This is a genomic window from Acinetobacter sp. Colony158, assembly GCF_019264745.1.
Classification (GTDB): Bacteria; Pseudomonadota; Gammaproteobacteria; order Pseudomonadales; family Moraxellaceae; genus Acinetobacter; species Acinetobacter ursingii.
On the sequence record NZ_CP078523.1, the window covers coordinates 3,144,096 to 3,168,768 of the forward strand.

Sequence of the window (24,673 nt, forward strand, 5' to 3'; positions counted from 1 at the left end):
AAAGAACATGCAGGCTATTCAACTCTGTTCATCAGATAAATATCATTTAAAACAACGCAATAAGATAGAAACGTTATTCAGCTTATTGAAAGGACAATACAATTTAGTGACGAGTAAAGCACGTAGTATTCATGGATTTCTTAGCGGAATTTATGCATCGTTATGTGCATATCAATTAACTCATCGGAATAAGCCAACAATTCAAGTTATGGAATCATTAGCTTAAGCAGGATTCGGGTTACATACTGTTTTATTTTTAGAACAGTTTCATGCTTTAGCGCGTCATCAAAACAAAAAACTCCACACGAAGTGGAGTTTCAAAGTTTAGATCAGATTATTTATCGGTTTCAAATAATGCTGCCACAAAAGATTTGGCTGAAAATGGACGTAAATCATCAATTTTTTCACCCACACCAATGAAACGAATAGGTACATGAGTACGACTGGCGATATTAAAAAGCACTCCACCTTTCGCTGTACCATCCAGTTTAGTAATGGTAATTCCTGTTAAACCAACTGCCTGATCAAATTCCTGAACCTGATTGATGGCATTTTGTCCTGTGCCCGCATCTACCACCAGCATAATTTCATGCGGTGCAGTCGCATCAATTTTCTGCATTACGCGCTTAACTTTCTTAAGCTCTTCCATCAGGTTACTTTTGTTATGCAAACGACCTGCTGTATCGGCAATTAATACATCAATTCCTTTCGCGCGTGCACTTTCAAAAGCATCAAAAATCACCGATGCACTATCTGCACCATGCCCTTGTGCCACCACTGGAATATTATTGCGCTCACCCCAAATTTGTAATTGTTCAGTCGCCGCAGCACGGAAGGTATCTCCTGCTGCTAGCATGACTTTTTTACCTTCGCCTTGTAAACGCTTGGCTAATTTACCAATGGTTGTGGTTTTACCTACACCATTTACGCCCACCATTAAAATCACGTAAGGCGTTTTATTTGGATCAATATGTAAAGGTTTAACTCTTGGGGCAAGCAAAGCCACCAGTTCTTCCTGCAACGCTTTATAAAGTGAATGTGAATAGATCAAATCACCACGCGCTGTACGCTCAGTCAAATTGGTAATAATGGTTTTGGTAGCATCTACGCCAATGTCAGAAACCAATAATTGCTCTTCAACTTCCTCTAAAAGCTCATCATCAATCTCTTTACCGCCAATCAGGATATTGACCATACCATCAGCCAAATTACGGCGAGTTTTGGTCAATCCATCTTTCATACGGCTAAAGAAGCCACCTTTAGATTGGGTCTCAGCCGAACTTTGCTCAGCATCTTCAAGATCAGAGGTTTCAGATTTAGCAGCAGCAGGTAAAGCGGATTCTTGTGTTTTTACAGCATCATCAATAATTGGAACATTGACAGCAGGTAAGTTTGGTAATGTGACATCGTCATCCCCAATGTCAGCATCAATCAAGAATTTATTTTGCATATTCGATTGCTGTTGCATACCGATTCCCTTGAAAAGCAGCGGGTTAAAAAACAAAGAGTTTAGCACAGATTCTCTGTATTGCCTGAGCTTATTCAAACTGCTTTTAAAGTGCAATTAGCCCTGCAAATGATTGGTATTGCAATGTGTTTTGCGATCATCCAGATAAAGAATCTTCACTAAAACACAACAGGATATTCTTGAGTTTAAACGTTATTTTTTTAAAAATAGATTGAAATATGAGAAATACCTATGGACGGCTTGTGTTCAAATCGTTACGACAATGTCTTAAACTCCCTATCCTTCATTTTTCTTTAATTTTCTTAACACTGACTACGAGTCATGCAGAAACACAAAGCCAGCTTGGACGCACTACTTTTGAAACCACACTCATCAATGGTTTGAAAGTGATTATTCGGGAAGATCATCGTGCCCCGATTGCAATTAGTCAAATTTGGTATGCCGTCGGTAGCAGTGACGAATCAGGCAATATTTTAGGGGTCTCTCATGCGCTTGAACATATGATGTTTAAAGGAACGACCAAAGTTCCTGATAATGAGTTTACCCGTTTAAGCCGCATTTATGGTGGTCGAGTCAATGCGGCAACTTCGAGCAACTATACCAATTACTATCAACTTTATCCCAAGGCTTATCTACCTATGGCTTTGGAACTTGAAGCAGATCGGATGACTCATCTGGTATTACGTCAAAGCGATTTTGCAACTGAAATGAATGTGGTCATGGAAGAACGTCGTCAACGTACCGACGATAATCCTCGCGCGCTTGCTTTTGAACGTTTTAAATGGCTAGCTTTCCCCACCAGTCATGCACGGCAACCAGTAATTGGTTATATGAAAAATCTGCAAAACATTCAGTTAGAAGACCTTAAACAATGGTACAAAACATGGTATAGCCCCAATCATGCCACCTTAGTGATTATTGGTGATGTGGATGCAGAGGCAACGCTCAAACAGGTTCAAAAGTATTTCGGACAGATTCCCAAACAGGTTTCAGGCGAGCGTAATGACGTGTTGGAATTTGATCGTGTGGGCTATCGACACATGGAAGTTGAATTGCCTGTCCATGTAGCGAATTTGTATATGGCCTGGAATGTTCGTTCTATCAAGACCGCCAAAAATCCGCAAGATGCCTATGCACTAACAATTATTCAGGCACTTTTGGATGGCAATATTTCTTCACGTTTGCAACAAAAACTGGTACGTGACAAAAAAATTCTTAGCTCGATAAGTATCAATTATGATCCTTATAATCGTGGTGACAGTTTATTTACGATTACCGCCTTGCCTGCGGATGGGATCAATCTCTCATCTGCTCAAGAAGCCATTCAAAAAGAAATAGATTCGCTGAGAACTGAACTGATTGAACCCGTTGAACTAGAGCGTGTCACCAATAATTTTGTTTCCAATCTGATCTATAGCCAAGACGATATTATTGGTCAGGCACATATGATTGGATTACTTGAAGTTAATGGTCTGAGTTATCGACTGGTGGATGATTTGCCTGAACATTATCAGACGGTAACACCACAAGATATTCAACGAGTAGCTAATGCTTATTTTGTTAAAAGCAATCTCACCACTTTATACCTAGAACCAGAACAAGAAAAATAAAGGATTGATAATGAACAATACCCTACTCATGCTCATGTTGACATCCCTGCTTTCTAGTCCAGTCTTTGCAGATATTGTGGATCAAAGTGTTGCTGAACAAGATGATCCGTCTCAACTAAAATCCATTTCACAACTGAGTAGTCTTAAAAATATTTCGAAAAACACTGCTGAACAAGCACCGTATGTGCATGATCTAAAAAATGCCAATCAAGTGCGAACACTATTTGTTGAATCACAAGCATTGCCAATTGTGGATATACAACTCACCTTTAATGCGGGTTCGGCACAAGATGAGCGTATAGGTAAAGGTTTATTTGGTATTGCCAATATGGCAGCCAACCTGATGACTGAAGGAACTGAAAACTATACTGCTGCCCAAATCGCCAATACCTTTGAACAACTCGGTGCACAATTTAGTGTCAAAGCATATCGAGATATGTTTGTCGTGCGCTTACGAGTGATGTCAGATCCGCAGAAAATGCAGTCCGCTATCAACCTCATGCTAGAGGTGCTTAATCACGCAACATTTAATCCATCCAGCTTAAATCTTATATATAGCAATACGCAAGTCGGTCAACGCCAGCTGCAAGAAAATCCGAATCGTTTAATTGATATAAAACTTTATCGTACTTTGTATGGAACGCATCCCTATGCAGAACCAATCACGGGAACTCATGCCAGTATTCGTAAGATTACTCCTGCATTGCTCAAACAGTTTCGCCAAGAGTTACTGGTCGCACAAAATATGAATATCGCCATGACAGGACAACTCACTACACAACAAGCCAGTGATCTCAGTATTAAAATCATTCAATCCTTACCCCAAGGGCATGCTGCACCGCCGCTTGTTCAACCCAAACTACAGCAGGGCTTTAACATTCAGCACATTCCTTATCAGTCCACACAAAGCTATGTCACGATGGGACATGTGGGTGTAAGTCGAAATGATCCAGATCAGCTAGCTCTAGAACTTGCCAATCAAATGCTAGGTGGTTCAGGATTTAACTCATTGCTCATGAAAGAGCTTCGAGTAAAACGTGGTTATACTTATGGTGCATATAGTACATTTAGCTTTACGCAGACAAGTGGCATTTTTAGTTTAAACTATTCAACTCAACAAGATCAGTTGATGGATAGTATTCAGGTTGCACATCAAACTTTGCTTGATTTTGTCAAACAACCTATCGATAAAAAACAGCTTGAAGAAACACGAAGTGGAATGTTACTGGCTTTTCCAATGACCTATAGCAGCAATGCCAATATTAATGCACAACTTGGCTCCATTGGCTTTTATGGATTACCCTCAGATTATTTATCGAAGTATCCAGAACAGCTTAGAAAATTAACAGCACAAGATGTACAACGGGCAATTAGAACACACATTCACCCTGATCATCTTACAGTCATTGTTGCGAGTGAAAAGCTAGATAAAGAACAATTGTTAAAAGATCTTCAAAATCATGTAGAACCGATTAAGCCTGTACAGATTGATCCCCAGATTATTCATCCTCTAAAGCCATCGCAGGATAGTGCCGAGCCTTTGCATTCTCAAACTGATACGCGCGCATCAATTTAAAATATTCCGCGCGGTTAATCGTCTGCTCATGCAATAACCGACGTGCCATTTTTTGGGTTTCTGGGTTATTGGCCATGTCGGATAAATTTACAACAATTTGATATTGTGGATGAGAAATAGGACGTTGTAATGCAATAAAAGCCAACAGTAACATCGCGATAATCATGATGGCGACGATACTGTTGTAAATGCGATCTAATTTGATTTCATTTACAAATTTTAAAAAATTATATTTTGATATGAGCATACCTTACCTCGAATGGATGTAGTGTATGGCTCATTTCAGTTGCACACAAGTCAAAGTGCCTCATTCTCCTAACAAAATAGAAGATTAGGTACTTTGACATCAGAACAAACAATAAAATTTAGCTGATTAACGCACGAATAACGGCAAAATATAAAATAAAGGCAATAATCGCCAAAACAATCAAAATAGCGAAATAGCTCAAACCTGTTTCTGCATCTGCAGGATGTAAATCTTCCTCATCCGCCAAACGCAATAATTCACCATCATAGACGCGATAAAACCATGCCTTGGTTTGCGGATCAAGCTGTTGGGTAAAATCATGCACACGCTTACGCTGTGCCAGACAGTAATCACCTAAATGAATTTCTTGATGAAATATGGCCTCATCAAGTTGTTTACGATGATATTGTGCCAAAGCCACAATTTGAGACTCATCTGGAGGAACTTCAAAATTAAAACCATCAACCGTTGTTAGCATGTTGTTCTCCTTGTCATGTCATATTTAATTGTTATATTGATTTTACTAAAAAATATTTTTGTTGAATGTTTAATCATGTAAGCTTGTAATTCGGGCAACACGCCCCATTTATTACTTGACTTATCACGCTTATTGTAATATTAGTTTAACAATCAACTGCTAAATTAGTTTTGCGAGGCAAGTAAGCCGAGTTGATGTGATCATAATTACAACTATAAGGAGTTTTTAATATGATTCAACAAATTTCTCATCATGACTTAGAACATGTGTACGCATCTGCGGTCAATACAATTCAATCACAGATGAACTTTCAAGACGCTGTGAAGCAGCTTGAAGATGCAGCACGTGCAGGACACGGTAAAGCAGCGATGTTTCTGGCTGAACTTTACTACCAAGGCTTTCGTGTAGAACGAGATTCATTGAAAGCACAGTACTGGCAACGAATGGCCACCATGCAAGCATAATCAAACGTCACCTAGGTGGCGTTTTTTAATGCCGCTGTAAAACTTTATTACGATTTAAAGCAAACGAGTAACGGAAATTAAGTATTTATTTTTTATAATAAACACGAATTTAAATCGCAGCAAAACCATGAAAACCTATACACAGTTAAATCCTGTATCTAAAGACTTGATAATTAAAATTTCTATTTTAAAAACCATGATGTATTGCGGCGCACTTTGGGGTTTATACCATCAAGGCTGGGCAATTAAATCAGATCAAGATGATTTTGTTTTTCCTTTTTGGCTCAATGGTGTGCAAGCACATCGTTATGCTAAAAAACACTGGCCAAATTATGTTCCCAAAAAAATTACGCCCCAAGATTTTCAGGAGTCTTTATTACCTACATTGACCCGTTTAAATGTTACGCCTGCTTTGTTTAATTCGAATCAACGCAAATTTAAATTATCGACACAACAAATGCGGCATTTTTTCTTTGCACCCGCATCAAATTTAAAAATTGCATAAAATAATGTGTATTGAGTTTTAATCGGTAAAACTCAATACAAAACGCCAACGCCATTTGGCAAAATATTATTCATTTATACTTTCAAAGGCTTTGCATTTTCTTCAAATCGCGCTAAGTTAATTTAAAACGATAACACTAGCCAGAGGGACATAAAAGATGACAAACGTTGCTCAAGTTATACAAGATAAAGCTGAACAAGCCATTTATACTGTTTCGCCAGACGCAACCGTACTTGAAGCAATTTCGATCATGGCAGAAAAAGGGATTGGAGCATTAGTTGTCACTCAAGATAATGAAGTCGTTGGAATCTTGTCTGAGCGCGATTACACCCGCAAAGTTGCCCTGATGGAACGCTCTTCTTATGATACGACGGTGAGTGAAATTATGACCGCTAAGGTTTTAACTATTTCACGTTCAAATACAGTTGAAGAATGTTTACAACTGATGACAGACCGACATTTACGTCATTTACCTGTGGTTGAAGAGAATAAGTTGGTTGGACTCATCTCCATTGGTGATTTAGTTAAAGCAGCCATGCAAGACCAAAAAAACTTAATTGATCAATTACAACAGTATATTTCGGGTTAAATAGCCTTAAATAAAGCAGGCATCTTTATCAGATGCCTTTTTTTGAATGCTTAACTGCCCTATTTCCAAACTGATCTGCAATTCGATTTCATCCATCTGCAAATACTGCTTCGCTGAATGCAAGTTGTCTGTAATACCTTTGATGAGACATGATTCGATACTCAAATGGAACGCATCACATCAGCTCTCACGCGACAACTACAATTTTTCGCCACTTATACAATTTTCACCGAATTAAATTGTCCCGATGACCTTTATTTGGATTAAGATAGCCCATCGGTATCGTTTCATCTTTTGATTAGGTCTTGTTATGTCACAGGCGAATGCCAATTTTACAAAAAACTCTCCTAATACAGAGAATAAAGTGAATGACTCAGGTCAACTAAAAGAATTTCGTACTCCTCCGCATAACCTTGCCATTGAACAAGCAGTACTAGCAGCGCTGATGACCGTTGCTGAATCATTTGAACAAGTGGGTGATTTACTCAAAGAAAGTGATTTTTATGCAACCCGTCATAAATATATATTCCGTGCCATTGAGAAACTGGCACAAGAAAACTCACCTTATGATGCAGTATTGGTCAATGACTGGTTGGTGAAGCAAAATTTACTTGATGCCATTGGCGGTGAAGAATACCTGATGCAGCTTATGGCGGACTCGCCGTCGAGTTTTTATAATCTGGAAACTTATGCAGGCAAAATTAAAGAGTTTTCTACACTGCGTAGTATGATTAAAGTCAGTACTGATATTTTGCAAAATGCTTATGACACTAAGGGTCGTGCAGTCAGTGAAATTTTGGATTTGGCTGAAACCAATATTTTTTCACTCGCAGAACAACACAATAACAATAAGAAAGACGCGGGACCAAAATCGATTAGTTCAGTGACTGCTGATGTTATTAGCAAACTCGATGAACTTTCTAAACTTGATGGCAATATCACAGGTCTAACGACTGGATTCTTAGAACTTGATAATAAAACCTATGGGATGCAGGCAGGTGATCTCATCATTGTTGCCGCACGTCCTTCAATGGGTAAAACCACCTTTGCCATGAACTTAGTCGAAAGTGTTTTATTCAATAGCAATTTGCCTGCACTGGTTTATTCGATGGAAATGCCTGCTGATTCCATCGCAATGCGTCTGATTTCCTCTTATGGCAAAGTGCACCAAGGGCATTTACGTTCAGGCAAACTGGATGGCGATGAATGGTCGAAAGTCACAGGTACGATCTTGCAGCTTCAGGAAAAACATCTCTATATTGATGATTCCTCTGCACTCCCGCCAACGGAAGTACGCTCCCGCGCACGACGTATTGCTAAAATGCATGATGGCAAAATTGGCTGCATCATGGTCGACTATTTGCAATTGATGAAAGTTCCAGGCATGGGTGATAACCGTGTAGGCGAGATTTCAGAAATTTCACGAAGTTTAAAAGCACTGGCGAAAGAGATGAATTGCCCTGTTATAGCACTGTCTCAGCTCAACCGTAGTCTGGAAAATCGTCCCAACAAACGCCCTGTCATGTCTGACTTACGTGAATCGGGTGCGATCGAGCAGGATGCCGATTTGATCATGTTTATCTATCGGGATGAAGTCTACAATAAAGAATCTAAAGAAGCTGGTACTGCTGAAATTATTATTGGCAAACAGCGTAACGGCCCGATTGGAACAGTCCGTTTGGCTTTTGAAGGTCAATATACCCGCTTTAGTAACCTCTCACCTGAGTATTACAGTCAGTATGATGATGAGGAATAAGATCTTAATTATTTATCCTCTTTAAAATTTTTCCATGTCGTCCCAAAGGAGAAATCAGGGTGCGCCAAGCAACAGTTTATATTGATAGCGCTGCGCTGCAATATAATTTAAACCGTGTCAAACAACTTGCACCAAACTCAAAAATCGTGAGTATGGTCAAAGCCAATGCCTATGGACATGGAGTCAAAGACTGTTTAGCAGCCTTAAATAACACCGATGCTTTCGGAGTTGCCACTCTGGAAGAAGCACTCGAGCTTCGTGCTCAAGGCTCAAAGCATGCGATTACCCTTATTGAAGGTATTTTCAATGCCAATGAAATGCATGCTGTTTTACAACATCAACTTGAATGTGTCGTACATCAGCAGCAGCAAGTAGAATGGTTATTACAATATAAAGCTGAATATATTCAACAAGGCTTAAAAGTCTGGATCAAACTCAATAGTGGAATGAACCGTTTAGGTTTTAAAATAGATGAAATTATTGATGTCATCACACGTTTAAAAACTGAAGGCTTCCATTGTGTACTTGCAATGCATTTTGCCAATGCCGATGTTCCAGAACATCCAATGAATCAGCAACAAATCCAACAACTACTTACCATTAAAGAAAGCTGCACGCCAATTGAGGTTTCATGCTGCAATTCAGCTGCCATTTTTAACTGGCCAGAACTTCATTTTGATTATGTACGTCCTGGCATCATGCTGTATGGCGCTAGTCCTTTTGCAAACAAAACCATACATGAGCTGGATTTAAAACCTGTCATGACCTTTACTGCCCGAATCATTGCGCTTAACCATATTCAAGCAGGTGATTCCATCGGTTATGGCTCATGGTTTACCGCCGACGAAACAATGGATATTGCCATTGTTTCAATTGGCTATGGGGATGGCTATCCACGCGCTTATATTAAACAAAACTACGTTGCAGTGAATGGACATCTTACACGAGTAATCGGACGTGTTAGCATGGATATGATCGCGATTGATGTGACGGGATTAAATGTATCTTTAGATCATGAGGTTGAGCTTTGGGGGCAGCATCGTTTGGTTGACGACGTTGCCGAAGCAAATGGAACGATTGGTTACGAGTTACTCTGCCGTTTAAGTAACCGACCGATTCGCCGAAAAATCGAAAATTAAATCAGATCAACCCATGTTTAACCATGGGTTTCTGCTTGTACATCTTTTAAAATTTCGAGCAAACGTTCTAGCGAAGTTGGATTAAGTAGATATGGATTAAAAGTGTTGCTCCCGAGCTCAGCAAAAAAACTTTTTACTTCACTACGTTTACGCACATATTTCATCGACCAGTCTTTAAAGTTGGCGTGTTCAGCACTTCTTTCATCAAGAACATGAAAATGTGAATGACGCGGATCTTTCTTTATAGAATCCAGTAACTTCAAAACTTGTTGCTGTTCGCCCTCAAGACATTGAAAAAAATAGTTATCCGCAAAATATAAGACACCTTGTATTTTGTGAATATAATTGAAATGCATCGCAGTTGTAAGAATTTCTCTCAGATCAACCATAAGTTGCTCATGCGATGAGGTGGTTTGACTTGCATAACAAATTTGATAATTCATAATTATATTTCTTTATCTGTTAATAAATTAATTATGCATGCCGTTTTCAATTATTCCAAATAATCCTCTGAAGGTTTTGGAATTTCATGCAAACCTGCACGCAGTATTTCCGACCATTGTTTACTGATTTTTTGAAAATACTCATCATCTTGAGTAACACGTTTACCTTTTGGCATTTCCAGACTATCAATATGATACACCAATACATCAAGCGGCAATCCCACTGACACATTCGAACGTAAAGTAGAATCGAATGAAAGTAGGCTACAACGCAGTGCTTCATCCAAAGGCATATCATAAGTTAAAGCACGATCTAGTATTGGTTTACCATACTTGCTTTCACCAATCTGAAAAAAAGGCGTGTCTTTAGTTGCACAAATAAAATTCCCTTGTGGATAGATATTATAAAGTTGATGCTCTCCTTCCCCAATTTGACCACCCACAGTCAAACTACAGTAGTAATTACTTTGTTCAAGCGTATCTTCGGTCACATCTTCAATGACTTTGCGCAAAGTTCGCCCGACCAATTGGGCAACTTCAAACATGGTATTTACAGTGTATAGATTGGGTTGTTCCTGTAATTCAAGCTGATTTCGCAAATGACCGATCACAGCCTGTGTTGTTGCAAGATTTCCAGCAGTTTGAATCGCAATAAAGCGCTCTTTTAATTTCCCAAAAGTGTAAAGTTTTCGAAAAACTGAAATCTGATCTACACCCGCATTGGTCCTCGTATCACTAATGAAGACCAAGCCATCTTTAAGCCGTAAAGCACAACAATAAGTCATTTTTTTCATTCCATTCAACAAGCAAGTACCTGCACTGTTGATCGCATTTTTTCCACACCACCTTTTTCACGAATACCCCTGACTGGCGCAACATCAAAATAATCACGACCAATTGCGACGTAAATATGTGAAGAAGGTTCAAACAATTGATTACTCACATCGAAACAATACCATTGTTTATTCAAAAATACTTCAGCCCATGCATGACTTGCTAGATGAGGCGTATTTTTATCATACAAATAGCCTGAAACATATCTCGCAGGTATATTCAAAGCCCGACACATGGCAATCATTAAATGTGCATGATCCTGACACACCCCTAAACCTGCGTAAAATGCTTCTTTTGCTGTGGACTGAACTGTGGTTGCATGCGGACAGTAAGGAACTTTCAACAAAATTTGTTCTGCTAAAACAATAAGCTCTTTCAACGAACCCATCGTCACAAATTGGGTGGCAAATTCCAACATATTCGCGTCCCACAACGTAGCATGTGTCGGCTGCAAAAATAGTGACAAAGGTAAACTTGCTTGGTGTCCCTCATTTCCACCACAATGTAATTCAACGATTCCTTGCGCCATGATGGTTAAATGTTGATAGTCAAAACGCTGTGAACAAGTCAGCCATAGATTATTAAAAACATCCTTTTTAAGTACCCGTTCACCCGGAACACTAATGTCCCAGTAATGAACGTATTGGTGCTGTGAACTTTGAGGAATCATCTTAATATATTGGATACTGTTACACGCATTTTCACTATAAGTGTAATGCGTTTGATGATTCACCATAAGTTTCATACAGGCGCCTCAAACATGAGATGAAGTTGATCATGAAAATGATAAAAAGACATCAAATCAGGTTGTTGCTTCAAATCAAGCCATGCTGTTTCAAGAGCCGACCAGCCGTAATTTTTTAAAGCTGCAACGGTTTTGTCGAGTTCATCAATTAAATTTTCAGGATTTTGTTTAAAGCGCAAAGTCGCATCTAATTGCTCAATTTTTTGACCCAAACCAAAAAACAGTAAAATATCGGTATCTGTTTCTGCTTCCAAAATCTCATTGCATTCTTGTACTACATTACAAATATAACCCGATTGTTCACCTGCATTTCGGATAAGTGCATTAAGTTCAGCATAGGCTTTTGCAGGTAAAACAGCACGTAATTCATGAATATTGTCACTTGCATAGCTAAATTGTTTCATCAATGAATACGGCTGCTCAGGATCTAATGCCAACTCATTCAATGATGCTGCATCATAAGCAGGTAAACAAAAAGCATGACAAAATTCTATTGCAGCCTGATCCTGTGTAAATGGAATCCGATTGCAAAAAAAGTTGATGCGCATCAAATAACGGCCTAACCAGTAAATATGTTGTGCATTTGAACTCAGTAAAATCATAATTTCTTCCTTGTTAAATGAACATTGATCAAGAATGTAGTGCTTCAACAACCCAAGTATCTTTGATGCCACCACCTTGTGATGAGTTCACAACAAGTGAGCCAGCTTTCATAGCCACACGTGTCAAGCCTCCCGGTACAATCTCGGTTCGATAAGGCGATGACAATACAAAAGGACGTAAGTCGATATGCCGCTCTGCGATGCCATCCTGAGTCAAAGTTGGCGCCACAGATAATTCGAGTGTCGGCTGTGCAATATATAAATGCGGATGTTGCAAAACTTTTTTTCTGAACTCCGCAATTTCACTCTTGGTTGCTTGCGGCCCAATCAGCATTCCATATCCACCAGAACCCTGTGCCTCTTTAACGACCAGTTGTTCCAGATTGGCAACTACATAATCCAGTTCATCTTCACGTCGACATTGAAAGGTTGGCACATTTTTCAAAATTGGCGCTTCATTTAGATAAAAATTAATCATATCATCCACATAAGGATAGATTGATTTATCATCCGCAACCCCAGTACCCGGAGCATTTGCAATCACAACATTGTGCTGCAAATAAGCAGACATCAAACCTGCGACACCTAAGGTACTATCAGGTCTAAAAGCAAGTGGATCGAGAAATGCATCATCAACACGGCGATAAATCACATCGACACGTTGACGACCTCGAATAGTTTTGACATAGACGTGATCATTTTCAACAAAAAGATCGCGACTACTGACTAGCGGCACATCCATTTCACGGGCTAAAAAAGCATGCTCGTAATAGGCGCTATTAAAGCGTCCTGGGGTTAACACCACTATAAAAGGCTGATCAACATAAGCATTTTCCTCCAAAATTGCGCGGAGTAATGTTGGATATTGTTCGATTTCTTGTAACGGGTTTGCCGCACATAGCTCTGGCATAAGTTTTTTACTGATTTTTCGACTCTCAATCATATAAGAGACACCTGACGGTGTTCTTAAATTATCTTCAAGAACAAAAAAATCACCTTTTCCATCACGAATGATATCGATCCCACTGATTTGTGAATAAATTTTTCCTTTTAAATCGTGATTCAACATATGGGGCTGAAAAGCTTCATGTGTCATCACCTGCATTTGAGGAACAATCTGTTCTTTCAAAATATGCTGATCATGATAAATATCATCTAAAAATAAATTTAAAGCTTTGACGCGCTGCTCGCAGCCTTTGGATATTTTCTCCCATTGCTTTTTTTCGATCACTCGCGGAATGAGATCATAAGGAATGGTTCGTTGTGTGCCTTCTTCTTCACCATAAACCGTAAAGGTAATCCCTTCATATAAAAAATGTTGCTTTGCCTCAGCATTCAGTTGTTTCAATTGTTCGAGACTATGCACCGACAGCCATTGCTCTATCTTTTTAGATACTTCACCACTTGAGCTGACATCATCTAGCATTTCGTTAAAAAATTTTGATTTTAACTGCTCAAACAAATTGGTATTTACACTTAACTGGTCAATGAATAAAGACTGGCTGTTGATTACTCCGCTCAATTTATCTTTCATATATTGCTCACCTAGGGCATGCATCTCTTTATCTTCTTCTAACATATTGACCCGCCTTTTTTCTTGTTGACTCATTATCCTATAAAGCAAATACAGTGCCATTTATGCAGATGCTTTCCTTATTTTTGGAAAAAAAGTGAACTGGCTTCAATGAGGTTCTTGTAGAAAGTTGTATCGGGATATAAGCAATATTTCTGTTACATTCTTGCCAAAACGATCAAGTTTTTCTATTGTGTTGCTATTCAAAACATTATTGACCCACTTACGATCGACTATGTCTTTACAAGAAAAAGAAACCTCCAATAGTTTGCACCGACAATGGCAAATTCTATCGCGCCTTTCGACAGGCAAATGGATGGGAACGCGTGAACTACAGGAAATGCTGGAACGTGAAGGGGTTGATATTAGCCTGCGCACTATTCAGCGTGACTTAAACCAGATTGCGCAACGCTTTCCCATTGAAAGCAATAAGACCGTACCGCAAGGCTGGCGCTGGCGTTCTGATGCTCCTATTCAAAGTCTGCCGCATATGACCAGTTCTCAAGCGGTGACATTTATGATGGTCGAAGAACATTTAAAACACCTGTTACCCCCCAGTCTGATCGAAGAAATGAATCCGTGGTTCGATCTGGCACGCCGCAGCCTATCGACTCAAAATAATGTTCGCCAATGGATTAATCGTGTTCGAATTGTGCCTGCGAGCCAACCATTAATTCCACCTTTGGTCGATAAACATGCACAACAAGCCGTTTATGAAGGTTTACTCCAAGATAAACAGATTGAATGTATTTATCGACCACGTAATATTCATGCTGAAGAAAAAACCTATATTTTAAATCCGCTGGCTTTGGTACAAAAAGGTGCGATTATTTATTTAATTTGTACACGGCACGATAAATCCGATGTCCAAACTTTTGCTTTGCACCGTTTTAAATCAGCATCTGTACTAAATTCGCGCGCTTTACACCCAGTAAATTTTGATATTGATCAATATATTGACTCTGGCGCTTTAGGTTTTCGTGTTGACTACAACAAACCGACTGAAATTGTTGAGTTAAAACTGACCATGACGGAAAATACAGCACAGAGCTTTTATGAAAGTCAGCTTAGTAAAGACCAAAGCATTACTCCCATCGATGAAAATATTGTAGAGATTCGAGCAACGCTCCCTTTTACCTCTCAATTAGTCTGGTGGCTACGCAGTTTTGGTAAAAAGATTCTACATATTGAGCCGCTTGAAGTTCATCATGCGGTCAGAGAAATTGAAAATGAATAAAAAAAAGAGAGCATTGCTCTCTTAGAGTTTTTATAATTTTTGATATTCAAACAATATTACTTTTTCTTGTTGATTAAAATACTGGCACCCATTTTCCCAAGCCCCGACACCAAAGAAAATGGATACCAATTCGTGCTGAGAACCATGATTTAACATAAGCATGCTAAATCATAACCATTATAACGAATCGACTTCATGGTCATGTTGATTACCTCTTTGTTTTGAACGTAAAGTCACTATAAGAAATTTCAGGTCGCATGAGAAATAACAAAATTGACAGAATAAATGCATTTAAATTCTTAAGATTTTTTCATATATCATTTTACAGAATATAAAAAGCCCAGTTTTAACTGAGCTTTTTATATTTCAATTATTTTTATTTAACACATGATTTAAGCAATTTTTTTGGTCTGATTATTTTTACGGATGGTAATCATCACCAATTGCACCGCAGCAGGTGTTACACCTGGAATACGATTGGCTTGTGCCAATGTTTCGGGACGCACGGTTTTCAGCTTCTGTGTGATTTCACGAGACAGGCCAGAAACCACATCATAATCAAAATCTGCTGGAATTTTGGTTTCTTCCAAACGTTTCATTTGAGCCACATCTTCATGTTGACGATTGATATAGCCTTCGTACTTGACTGCAATTTCAATCTGTTCACCGACTTGCACTGAAACCTGAGAATCAGTCAATTCAGCAATTTGAGTGAAATTAACATTTGGACGTTTAAGCAAATCTATTGCACTGGATTCCTTACTTAAATCAGCACCCGTCATTTCGACAAACTTTTTACCCATTGGATTGTTTGGTGCAGCCCAAAGATGCGCCAAACGAGCCGTTTCAGTTTCTACAGCTTCCATTTTTTCACAGTAAGCTGCCCAACGAGTATCATCGACCAAACCTAGCTCACGACCAACTGGCGTTAAACGCTGATCTGCATTGTCTTCGCGCAGCATTAAACGATACTCTGCACGGGAGGTAAACATACGGTAGGGTTCTTTGGTTCCAAGTGTAATTAAGTCATCAACCAACACGCCCATGTAGGCTTGATCACGTTTTGGTGTCCACTGCTCTTGATCCCATGCACGACGCGCAGCGTTCAGACCTGCAAGCAAGCCTTGCGCGCCTGCTTCTTCGTATCCTGTTGTTCCATTAATCTGACCTGCAAAGTACAAATTATTGATTGCCTTGGTTTCAAGGGTAAATTTTAAAGCCTGCGGGTTGAAATAATCGTATTCAATCGCATAACCCGGACGCAAAATATGCGCATTTTCCATACCACGAATTGAACGCACCAATTCAAACTGCACATCGAACGGCAAAGAGGTTGAAATACCATTTGGATAAAGCTCATGGGTATCTAAACCTTCAGGCTCTAAAAACACCTGATGCGACTCTTTATCTGCAAAACGGTGAATTTTATCTTCGATGGATGGACAATAACGCGGCCCTACACCCTCAATCACACCAGTGTACATTGGAGAACGATCAAGACCGCCACGAATAATCTCGTGAGTTTTTTCATTGGTGTGTGTGATGTAGCAATTCACTTGCTCTGGATGCATCGAAACATCCCCCATAAATGACATCACTGGTGATGGAAAATCACCCGGTTGCGGAGTCATTACAGAAAAATCAACTGAACGCGCATCGATACGTGGCGGAGTACCTGTTTTTAAACGACCAACGGGTAAATTTAATTCGCGTAAACGATGTGCCAACGCAATAGAGGGTGGATCACCTGCACGACCACCACTCGACTTTTCGAGTCCAATATGAATGACACCACCCAAGAACGTACCCGTGGTCAATACCACCGTTTTAGTTTCAAAGTGTACGCCCATTTGGGTAATTACCCCCTTGACCGTATCGCCATCAACAACTAAATCATCGGCTGCTTGCTGGAAAATATCCAGATTTGGTTGGTTTTCAAGGGTATAACGGATGGCAGCTTTATAACGCACACGGTCGGCCTGAGCACGCGTCGCACGAACAGCTGCACCTTTACGAGAATTTAGTATACGGAACTGGATGCCGCCTTTATCGGCAGCCAATGCCATGGCACCGCCTAAAGCATCGATCTCACGAACCAGATGTGACTTACCAATACCACCAATCGCAGGGTTACAGCTCATTTGACCCAATGTTTCAATGTTATGCGTCAAAAGCAAGGTCTGTCGCCCCATACGCGCAGCAGCAAGCGCCGCTTCCGTACCTGCGTGACCGCCACCAATAACAATAACATCATAAACTTTAGGGTAATGCATGGCTGAAAAACACCAAGAAAAAAGGACGAAAAATTATATCAAAAAACCCTGTAGCAATATGGTTTTTTTACAAAAATAAAGACACAAAATTTACAGCAATATACAAGATGTGACATTTTATATAAGTATTTCAGCATAAAACGAATTAACTTTTTAAAAACCGACTCTTAGAATAAGACTGTGTCAGTGCTTTATAGTTAAAAACCTAAAATCAACTTTAAAAAAGGTATTGAAATGAAAAACATCATGTTAAAAACAATCGCTGTATCTGCTTTACTTCTTGGTGGTATGACGCTAGCAAATGCTGAAGAAGCAACAGTGAGCAAAGCAGAAACTAATGCACAAGTCAAAGCATGTGCCAAGAAAAAGCAAGGTGACTGGGCAACTTACGGCTACAAAGGCGTTACTTTTAATGGTACTTGTCAGCCGAATGAAAATGGTAAATTGCAATTTAAAGCGCCTGCTCCATAATTGTAAAGCTGCTTTAATTTAATCTGTAAAACACAGGCTTACCATGTCTGTGTTTTTTTATGGGAAAAATAATAATTCTACTTATAAATGTAATTTATCCGGTTGAAATATATTCAATTTTAGTTAGAATCATTATGACATCGGGATATAAAACAACAAAAGGAAATAAGATATGGATTCTGGAATAATTACGATTTTTCTCCCCATAGCACTTGCAATCATTATGGTTGGACTAGGCTTGGAGTTACGCCCTCAGGATTTTAAGCGTGTTGCAAAACATCCTAAAGCAGTTTTCTTGGCCTTATTTTGTCAATTGGTGATTCTGGTCAGTATCGCATTTGTAATTTGTAAGCTATTAGCCCTTCCTCCCCTTTTGGCCGTTGGTGTGATGCTACTGGCAGCGTCACCGGGCGGGCCTACAGCAAACTTATTTAGCTATCTTTATAAAGGTGATATTGCACTCAATATTACTTTAACAGCGATCAATTCTGTAATTGCAGCATTTACCTTGCCTTTTATTGTCAATCTGTCTATTCAACATTTTATTAATGATGGTCAACAGCTTGGACTTCAGTTTAGCAAAGTCATTCAGGTTTTTCTTATTATCATCGTACCTGTTTGTTTAGGCATGCTTGTTCGCTATTTTTCACCTAATGTTGCGGACAAATTACATAAACCAGTGCGTACCTTTGCAGTGGTATTTTTAATACTGATTATTATTGGTGCTGTGGCAAAAGAACGAAATAGTATATTGGAATACATTATGCAGGTTGGACTGGCAACATCTCTATTTTGTATCGCAAGCTTATTGATCGGCTACTTTATCCCACGAATATTTGGGATCAGTAGTACGCAAGCACGTGCTTGTGCTTTTGAAATTGGGATCCATAATAGTACGCTGGCCATGACCATTGCTCTCACCATACTTGCAAGCACCACTATTGCAATGCCTGCGGCAGTTTATTCAATATTTATGTACATATTTGCTGCTATTTTTGGGACGTTGTTAAATCGTTATGATCCTCAAAGAGCCGAAACTCACTTAGTTGCAAAAAATCAATAACCTTCTCATCAAATCAATGGGTCGCTCGTTGAAATTATTTCTCGAGTGATCCATTTATCCGTTACAATAGCTGTTTCAAATCGAATTTAGGTCTTATTCCCGTGAAGTGGTTACAAATACACATTACTGTTGATCAAGCGCAAGTGGATTTTACAGAAACATTACTTATGTCCTTAGGTGCAGTAAGTGTAACGCTAGATGATGCCGAAGATCAGGCATTGCTTGAACCGCTTCCTGGAGAAACTCCGCTTTGGAATAAAGTGATTGTAACTGGGATTTATCAGGAAGATGATCAAGACCCTATCGATGTAGAAAAACTGGAAGCTTTTCTAAAAGAACAACTTCCTGATGCACCTATACGTCATGAACAACTTGAAGATCAAGTCTGGGAACGCGCATGGATGGATTATTATGAACCCATTCAAATCGCAGAAAAGTTCTGGATCGTACCTGAATGGTTAGAAGCTCCAGACAACAATGCGGTCAACATTAAACTTGATCCGGGTCTGGCTTTTGGTACAGGTAATCACGCCAGTACTTTTCTTTGCCTGCAATGGTTAGGACAAACTGATCTTAAAGATAAAATTGTGATCGATTATGGTTGTGGCTCAGGTATTTTGGGTGTCGCAGCATTGTTGCTTGGGGCAAAAAAAGTCTATGCCACTGACATCGACCCGCAAGCTGTATTAGCCACCAAACAAAATGCTGAACTCAATCATGTATTAGATCGTTTATTTGTCGGTTTACCTGAAGAGTTTAATGCAGAATTTAAATCGCAAAAAGCGGATGTTTTAGTGGCCAATATTTTAGCTGCGCCACTCATGGCACTTGCGCCAGAGTTTGCAACTTTGCTCAAATCTGAGGGAGAGTTCGCACTTGCAGGCGTAATCGAAGAGCAAGTTGCTGATGTTACTGGTGTTTATTCTGAGTTTTTTGATATAGTACATATCGAGAAGCGCGAAGAAAACTGGTGTCGCATATCAGGGAAGCGCCAATAACAAATAAAAGTAGATGACGGTTCCATGAGTGAAAAACAAACCCGCTGCCCCAAATGTTTGACAGTATATAAAGTCTCACTAACTCAGCTCACAGTTGCTCAGGGTATGGTTTGTTGCCCCAAATGTGATTTAAACTTCAATGCACTAACTAATCTCATTCTGGCAGAAGATCATTCTGCCAGCTCGATTCAGTATTCAGCTTTAAATCAATGTGCGATTTCACCCTCTGCTTTGCAATACAGTAACTTTAATGTTCTGGATATTTTTGATCGTAGAATTGAAAATTCAAATATTGATCTGCTGACCTATCTCAATAATTTAAATTATTTTCAAAATGAAGAAATCAGCAGTTTCCCCCAACTCAATCTTGCCGAGAGCGAAAGTCCAAGTTTAGACAATAGTCCCAAAAAACGTAAAAAGCATAGTCTGCTATATTATGTCATCTGGAGTTCTATTAACCTTGTATTATTGGGAATCCTGTTCTTCCAAATTTTATGGTTTAACCCAAGAGTTATGCATAATAGCCCTGTACTAGGCGCGGTATTCAATCAATTATGCAGTGTATTTAGTTGTAAGAAACTTGAAGAGAACTACGCACTTTTGACTATTAATAAAGTTAAAGTCGTGAGCATTGAGCATCATAAAACTCGTTTTTCAGGTGTTTTGGTCAATTATCATGATAAAAGCTTACAGCTTCCTCTACTCAAGCTGACTTTGAAAAATAAACATGAAAATAAGAGTGTTATTTTAAAGCCTCAAGATTATTTAGCCGCCAGCCTAAACGGTATTCAGCGTATTCCTAAAAACCTGCCTTATAAGTTCGAATTTAACATTAATCAGCCCAGAAAAAGCTTTGATGATTATACTTTAGAAATAGTCCACCCCTAATCACTAAAAAAAACATAAAAAAAATGAAAAAAAATGCAGTTAATTTGCTCACTTTTTCTTAGACAATGGTATCATACGCGCCACGAAAGCTTGACCCTACAACATCTTCGGATTTATCCACAACAATTACTGTCGTCATCTGTGCTTTATCAAGTGATAGCGCATTGCGTGGCTTTTTTGTTTTTGAATCTGGGCTGTAACAAATATTAAACTATTGTTACGCTTATTTTTCGCACAATATACAGAGTTGTGGCAAGCTGTTGTTTCCATGTTTTAGAGCCTCTGTTTTAGGATCTAAAACGGGGTTCATTATTTAGACCACATTTACATACTGCTTTACCCAAGCGGTAATATGATTTCGGATTAACTCGCATGAATAGCAAATCTCCTATTTTTACTGCACAATCTGATGTTGCTCTTCGCATCCACGTGGATCGCGCAGTTCGCCATTATTTTGCACAATTGCAAGGTGAGCAACCATCACAAGTTTATGACATGGTGCTAGCAGAAATGGAGAAACCTCTTTTATCTGTCGTCTTAGAATATACCCGTGGCAATCAAACTCGTGCTGCGGAGATTCTAGGCCTAAACCGTGGAACTTTACGCAAAAAGTTAAAAGCTCACGGCTTAATGAGTGAATAAATGATAAAATGCTCACGTCCTGTGGGCATTTTTTATGCCTATTTGTTTTAATCTGTAAACTTAAACCGTTGATTTAATCATGACTATTAAACGTGCTTTGATTTCTGTTTCTGACAAAACAGGAATTGTGGAATTTGCTCAAAATCTTGCAGCTTTAGGGGTAGAAATCTTATCTACTGGCGGTACATATAAGTTGCTTAAAGACAACAATATCGCTGTTGTAGAAGTTTCTGAACATACTGGTTTTCCAGAAATGATGGATGGTCGTGTAAAAACCCTACATCCTAAAATTCATGGGGGTATTTTGGCTCGTCGTGGTCTGGACGAAGCTGTCATGCAAGAGCATGATATTGCGCCTATCGATTTGGTTGTAGTCAACCTGTATCCATTTGCAGCAACCATTGCTAAACCAGACTGCTCTTTGGCAGATGCGATTGAAAATATCGATATCGGTGGCCCAACCATGGTTCGCGCAGCAGCGAAAAACCATGCTTCAGTCGGCATCGTGGTCAATGCGTCTGACTACGCTACTGTGATTGCAGAGCTTAAAGATTCTGGAGCATTATCTTACGCTACGCGTTTTGATCTTGCGGTAAAAGCCTTTGAACACACTGCACAATATGATGGCATGATTGCTTCTTATTTAGGTGCACGTGTAGGTAAAGAACAAGGCGAAGCAGATTTATTCCCGCGTACCTTTAATACTCAATTGGTTAAAGCTCAAGACTTACGTTATGGCGAAAACCCACACCAATCTGCCGCATTCTATGTTGATCCTGCTGCTAAAGAAGCATCCGTTTCAACTGCAAAACAGCTACAAGGTAAAGAGTTGTCTTATAACAACATTGCCGATACCGATGCAGCACTTGAATGTGTGAAATCATTTGCAAAACCAGCTTGTGTCATTGTGAAACATGCCAACCCTTGTGGGGTTGCTGTGTCACTAGATGGAATCAAAGCAGCTTATGATCTTGCTTATGCAACCGATACCGAATCTGCTTTTGGTGGCATCATTGCCTTTAACCGCGAATTAGATGTTGAAACTGCACAAGCCATTGTGGATCGTCAATTTGTTGAAGTGATCATTGCACCAAGCATTGCCGAAGGTGTGCTTGAAGTGACTGGTGCGAAGAAGAATGTTCGTGTCATGATCTGTGGTGAGCTTCCTGCCATTGATGAACGTACTCCACAATTAGACTATAAACGTGTTAATGGTGGTTTATTGGTTCAAGATCAAGATTTGGGTATGATTAAAGCATCTGACCTGAAAGTCGTGACTGAACGTGCACCAACAGAACAAGAAATTGATGACCTGATTTTTGCATGGAAAGTTGCGAAGTATGTGAAATCAAATGCGATTGTCTATGCAAAAAATCGTCAAACCATCGGGGTTGGCGCGGGTCAAATGAGCCGTGTAAACTCAGCTCGTATTGCCGCAATTAAAGCAGAACACGCAGGACTTGTAGTTGAAGGTGCAGTAATGGCCTCTGATGCATTCTTCCCTTTCCGTGATGGGATCGATAATGCAGCCAAAGCAGGTATTAAATGTATCATCCAACCAGGTGGTTCGATGCGTGATGAAGAAGTGATTGCTGCTGCAAATGAACATGGTATTGCGATGGTCTTTACTGGTATGCGTCATTTCCGTCATTAATTTGACTGAATTTTAAAGTATAAGAAATTTTTTTGACTTTAAGCTGATCGCCCTCTTCTTATGAAGAGGGTCTTCTACATCAAGAATCGTGTAAAAGTCCAGATCAGTTTATGGATTCATGGAGTATGAACCCAATGAATATTCTTGTTTTAGGTAGTGGTGGTCGCGAACATGCACTTGCTTGGAAAATCGCGCAAGATGCTAAAGTCACCAAAGTTTTTGTTGCACCTGGTAATGCAGGAACTGCAACCGAAAACAAATGTGAAAATGTTCAAATTGATATTTTAAACAATCCAGAAATTATCAACTTTGCAAAAAATAACCATGTTGATCTGATTATTGTTGGCCCTGAAGCACCTTTGGTTAACGGGATCGTCGATGCAGCGCGTTTGGCAGATTTAAAAATCTGGGGGCCAACTCAGTATGCAGCGCAACTTGAAGGTTCTAAAGCATTTGCCAAAGATTTTTTGAAAAAGCACAACATTCCAACGGCTTTCTATGAAGTCTTTACTGAAGTAGAACCTGCTAAAGACTATATCAAAAAGCATGGCGCACCAATCGTCATCAAAGCTGATGGTCTTGCGGCTGGCAAAGGTGTGATTGTTGCGATGAGCAATGAAGAAGCTTTTGCAGCTATTGATGATATGTTGGCTGGCAATAAGTTTGGCGATGCAGGCTCGCGTGTGGTGATCGAACAATTCCTTGCAGGTGAAGAAGCATCTTTCATTTGCATGATTGATGGTCAAAACATTTTACCGATGGCGACTTCTCAAGATCACAAACGAATTTTTGAAGGCGATCAAGGCCCAAATACAGGTGGTATGGGCGCTTACTCTCCTGCCCCTGTGGTGACTTCTGAAGTTTTTGATCGTGTCATGACTGAAATCATGCGCCCAACCGTTGAAGGTATGGCACGTGATGGTCACATCTATACAGGTTTCCTTTATGCGGGTTTAATGATTGACGATCAGGGTCAACCTCGTGTGATTGAATTTAACTGTCGTTTTGGCGACCCTGAAACACAGCCGATTATGATGCGTTTAAAATCATCTTTGATTGATCTGGTTGAAGCGGGTATTGCAGGTAAACTCCCCGCTCAAGCCGAATGGGATGACCGTAAATCAATCGGTGTAGTACTTGCTGCTGAAGGATATCCTGAAACTGTACGTAAAGGCGATGTGATTTCTGGTTTAGGTCAATCTCCAGAAGGGACTAAAATTTTCCATGCGGGTACGAGTATGAAAGATGACGGTCATGTCGTGACCGCAGGTGGTCGTGTATTGTGCGTAACTGCGTTGGGCGATAGCGTGCTTGAAGCTCAAGTGAATGCTTTAGAAGTTTGCGGTCAAGTGACATTTGCGGGTATGCAATATCGCAGTGATATTGGCTATCGCGCTATTGCACGTGAAAAAGCAGAT

At 39.6% G+C, this 24,673-nt stretch carries 24 protein-coding genes and 1 pseudogene; 16 read left to right on the forward strand and 9 right to left on the reverse strand.

Features of this window, described 5'->3' with window-relative positions:
* A pseudogene (locus JR005_RS15025) lies at positions 1-226 on the forward strand (IS982 family transposase); the annotation flags it as partial.
* A 108-nt stretch (positions 227-334) separates the two neighbouring features.
* Here JR005_RS15025 and ftsY read toward each other — a convergent pair.
* Entirely contained in the window at positions 335-1,468 is a 1,134-nt protein-coding gene (ftsY, locus tag JR005_RS12695) for a signal recognition particle-docking protein FtsY (RefSeq protein WP_218665203.1), read from the reverse strand.
* A 242-nt stretch (positions 1,469-1,710) separates the two neighbouring features.
* Between ftsY and JR005_RS12700 the strand changes: the two genes are divergently transcribed.
* Together JR005_RS12700 and JR005_RS12705 are read left to right on the forward strand one after the other, a co-directional pair.
* Complete coding sequence (locus JR005_RS12700; RefSeq protein WP_218665204.1) at positions 1,711-3,078, forward strand: M16 family metallopeptidase; 1,368 nt, start codon at positions 1,711-1,713, stop codon at positions 3,076-3,078.
* A gap of 10 nt (positions 3,079-3,088) precedes the next feature.
* Positions 3,089-4,654, forward strand: a complete 1,566-nt coding sequence (locus JR005_RS12705) for a M16 family metallopeptidase (protein WP_218665205.1) — start codon at positions 3,089-3,091, stop codon at positions 4,652-4,654.
* Here the strand turns inward: JR005_RS12705 and JR005_RS12710 are convergent.
* Positions 4,578-4,901, reverse strand: coding sequence for a hypothetical protein (locus tag JR005_RS12710; RefSeq protein ID WP_004989305.1), 324 nt, complete (start codon positions 4,899-4,901; stop codon positions 4,578-4,580). The two genes, JR005_RS12705 and JR005_RS12710, sit on opposite strands and share 77 nt — an antisense overlap.
* A gap of 118 nt (positions 4,902-5,019) precedes the next feature.
* A complete protein-coding gene (locus JR005_RS12715; protein WP_004989306.1) occupies positions 5,020-5,379 on the reverse strand; it encodes a hypothetical protein in 360 nt (119 codons plus the stop codon).
* A 230-nt stretch (positions 5,380-5,609) separates the two neighbouring features.
* On the opposite strand from JR005_RS12715, the gene JR005_RS12720 reads away from it, so the two are divergent.
* The 5 genes from JR005_RS12720 (at position 5,610) to alr (ending at position 9,832) form a co-directional block, all read left to right on the forward strand.
* Complete coding sequence (locus tag JR005_RS12720; RefSeq protein ID WP_004989307.1) at positions 5,610-5,843, forward strand: hypothetical protein; 234 nt, start codon at positions 5,610-5,612, stop codon at positions 5,841-5,843.
* A gap of 127 nt (positions 5,844-5,970) precedes the next feature.
* Entirely contained in the window at positions 5,971-6,348 is a 378-nt protein-coding gene (locus JR005_RS12725) for a DUF2750 domain-containing protein (protein WP_004989308.1), read from the forward strand.
* A gap of 157 nt (positions 6,349-6,505) precedes the next feature.
* Positions 6,506-6,937 carry a CBS domain-containing protein gene (locus tag JR005_RS12730; RefSeq protein WP_004989309.1) on the forward strand — a complete coding sequence of 144 codons (432 nt, stop codon included), beginning with the start codon at positions 6,506-6,508 and terminating at the stop codon, positions 6,935-6,937.
* A 310-nt stretch (positions 6,938-7,247) separates the two neighbouring features.
* Positions 7,248-8,693 (forward strand): replicative DNA helicase, encoded by a 1,446-nt coding sequence (gene dnaB, locus JR005_RS12735; RefSeq protein ID WP_004989311.1) that lies wholly within the window; start codon positions 7,248-7,250, stop codon positions 8,691-8,693.
* A 59-nt stretch (positions 8,694-8,752) separates the two neighbouring features.
* Positions 8,753-9,832 carry an alanine racemase gene (gene alr, locus JR005_RS12740; RefSeq protein ID WP_218665206.1) on the forward strand — a complete coding sequence of 360 codons (1,080 nt, stop codon included), beginning with the start codon at positions 8,753-8,755 and terminating at the stop codon, positions 9,830-9,832.
* Positions 9,833-9,849: 17 nt separating this feature from the next.
* Here alr and JR005_RS12745 read toward each other — a convergent pair whose 3' ends face one another.
* The 5 genes from JR005_RS12745 to JR005_RS12765 are packed head-to-tail and all read right to left on the reverse strand — an operon-like array spanning position 9,850 to position 13,990.
* Positions 9,850-10,275 carry a BLUF domain-containing protein gene (locus JR005_RS12745; protein ID WP_151732332.1) on the reverse strand — a complete coding sequence of 142 codons (426 nt, stop codon included), beginning with the start codon at positions 10,273-10,275 and terminating at the stop codon, positions 9,850-9,852.
* 50 nt (positions 10,276-10,325) lie between these two features.
* The gene (locus JR005_RS12750; protein WP_004989316.1) at positions 10,326-11,060 is read right to left on the reverse strand and encodes a proteasome-type protease; all 735 of its coding nucleotides are present in this window, start codon (positions 11,058-11,060) and stop codon (positions 10,326-10,328) included.
* Between the two features lie 14 nt (positions 11,061-11,074).
* A complete protein-coding gene (locus JR005_RS12755) occupies positions 11,075-11,854 on the reverse strand; it encodes a transglutaminase family protein (protein WP_004997436.1) in 780 nt (259 codons plus the stop codon).
* Positions 11,851-12,456: an alpha-E domain-containing protein gene (locus JR005_RS12760; protein ID WP_218665207.1), complete on the reverse strand. Its 606-nt coding sequence runs from the start codon at positions 12,454-12,456 to the stop codon at positions 11,851-11,853. Before JR005_RS12760 ends, JR005_RS12755 begins: the two co-directional genes overlap by 4 nt.
* Positions 12,457-12,484: 28 nt before the next feature.
* Positions 12,485-13,990 (reverse strand): circularly permuted type 2 ATP-grasp protein, encoded by a 1,506-nt coding sequence (locus JR005_RS12765; RefSeq protein WP_370685022.1) that lies wholly within the window; start codon positions 13,988-13,990, stop codon positions 12,485-12,487.
* 274 nt (positions 13,991-14,264) lie between these two features.
* Here JR005_RS12765 and JR005_RS12770 point away from each other — a divergent pair, with 274 nt between their 5' ends.
* Entirely contained in the window at positions 14,265-15,266 is a 1,002-nt protein-coding gene (locus JR005_RS12770) for a helix-turn-helix transcriptional regulator (RefSeq protein WP_004989324.1), read from the forward strand.
* Positions 15,267-15,658: 392 nt separating this feature from the next.
* Here JR005_RS12770 and mnmG read toward each other — a convergent pair whose 3' ends face one another.
* A complete protein-coding gene (gene mnmG, locus JR005_RS12775; RefSeq protein WP_218665208.1) occupies positions 15,659-17,539 on the reverse strand; it encodes a tRNA uridine-5-carboxymethylaminomethyl(34) synthesis enzyme MnmG in 1,881 nt (626 codons plus the stop codon).
* 234 nt (positions 17,540-17,773) lie between these two features.
* Between mnmG and JR005_RS12780 the strand changes: the two genes are divergently transcribed.
* The 7 genes from JR005_RS12780 to purD all read left to right on the forward strand — a co-directional run.
* Positions 17,774-18,010: a hypothetical protein gene (locus JR005_RS12780; RefSeq protein WP_004989326.1), complete on the forward strand. Its 237-nt coding sequence runs from the start codon at positions 17,774-17,776 to the stop codon at positions 18,008-18,010.
* A gap of 172 nt (positions 18,011-18,182) precedes the next feature.
* Positions 18,183-19,073 (forward strand): bile acid:sodium symporter family protein, encoded by an 891-nt coding sequence (locus tag JR005_RS12785; RefSeq protein ID WP_218665209.1) that lies wholly within the window; start codon positions 18,183-18,185, stop codon positions 19,071-19,073.
* Between the two features lie 101 nt (positions 19,074-19,174).
* Positions 19,175-20,071, forward strand: coding sequence for a 50S ribosomal protein L11 methyltransferase (gene prmA / locus JR005_RS12790; protein ID WP_218665210.1), 897 nt, complete (start codon positions 19,175-19,177; stop codon positions 20,069-20,071).
* Between the two features lie 24 nt (positions 20,072-20,095).
* Positions 20,096-20,959: a DUF3426 domain-containing protein gene (locus tag JR005_RS12795; protein WP_218665211.1), complete on the forward strand. Its 864-nt coding sequence runs from the start codon at positions 20,096-20,098 to the stop codon at positions 20,957-20,959.
* Positions 20,960-21,331: 372 nt separating this feature from the next.
* Complete coding sequence (fis, locus tag JR005_RS12800) at positions 21,332-21,601, forward strand: DNA-binding transcriptional regulator Fis (protein ID WP_001086304.1); 270 nt, start codon at positions 21,332-21,334, stop codon at positions 21,599-21,601.
* 79 nt (positions 21,602-21,680) lie between these two features.
* Positions 21,681-23,255, forward strand: a complete 1,575-nt coding sequence (purH, locus tag JR005_RS12805; RefSeq protein ID WP_218665212.1) for a bifunctional phosphoribosylaminoimidazolecarboxamide formyltransferase/IMP cyclohydrolase — start codon at positions 21,681-21,683, stop codon at positions 23,253-23,255.
* Positions 23,256-23,389: 134 nt separating this feature from the next.
* Positions 23,390-24,673 (forward strand): phosphoribosylamine--glycine ligase (purD, locus tag JR005_RS12810; protein ID WP_218665213.1); only part of this gene is annotated, 1,284 nt, incomplete at its 3' end.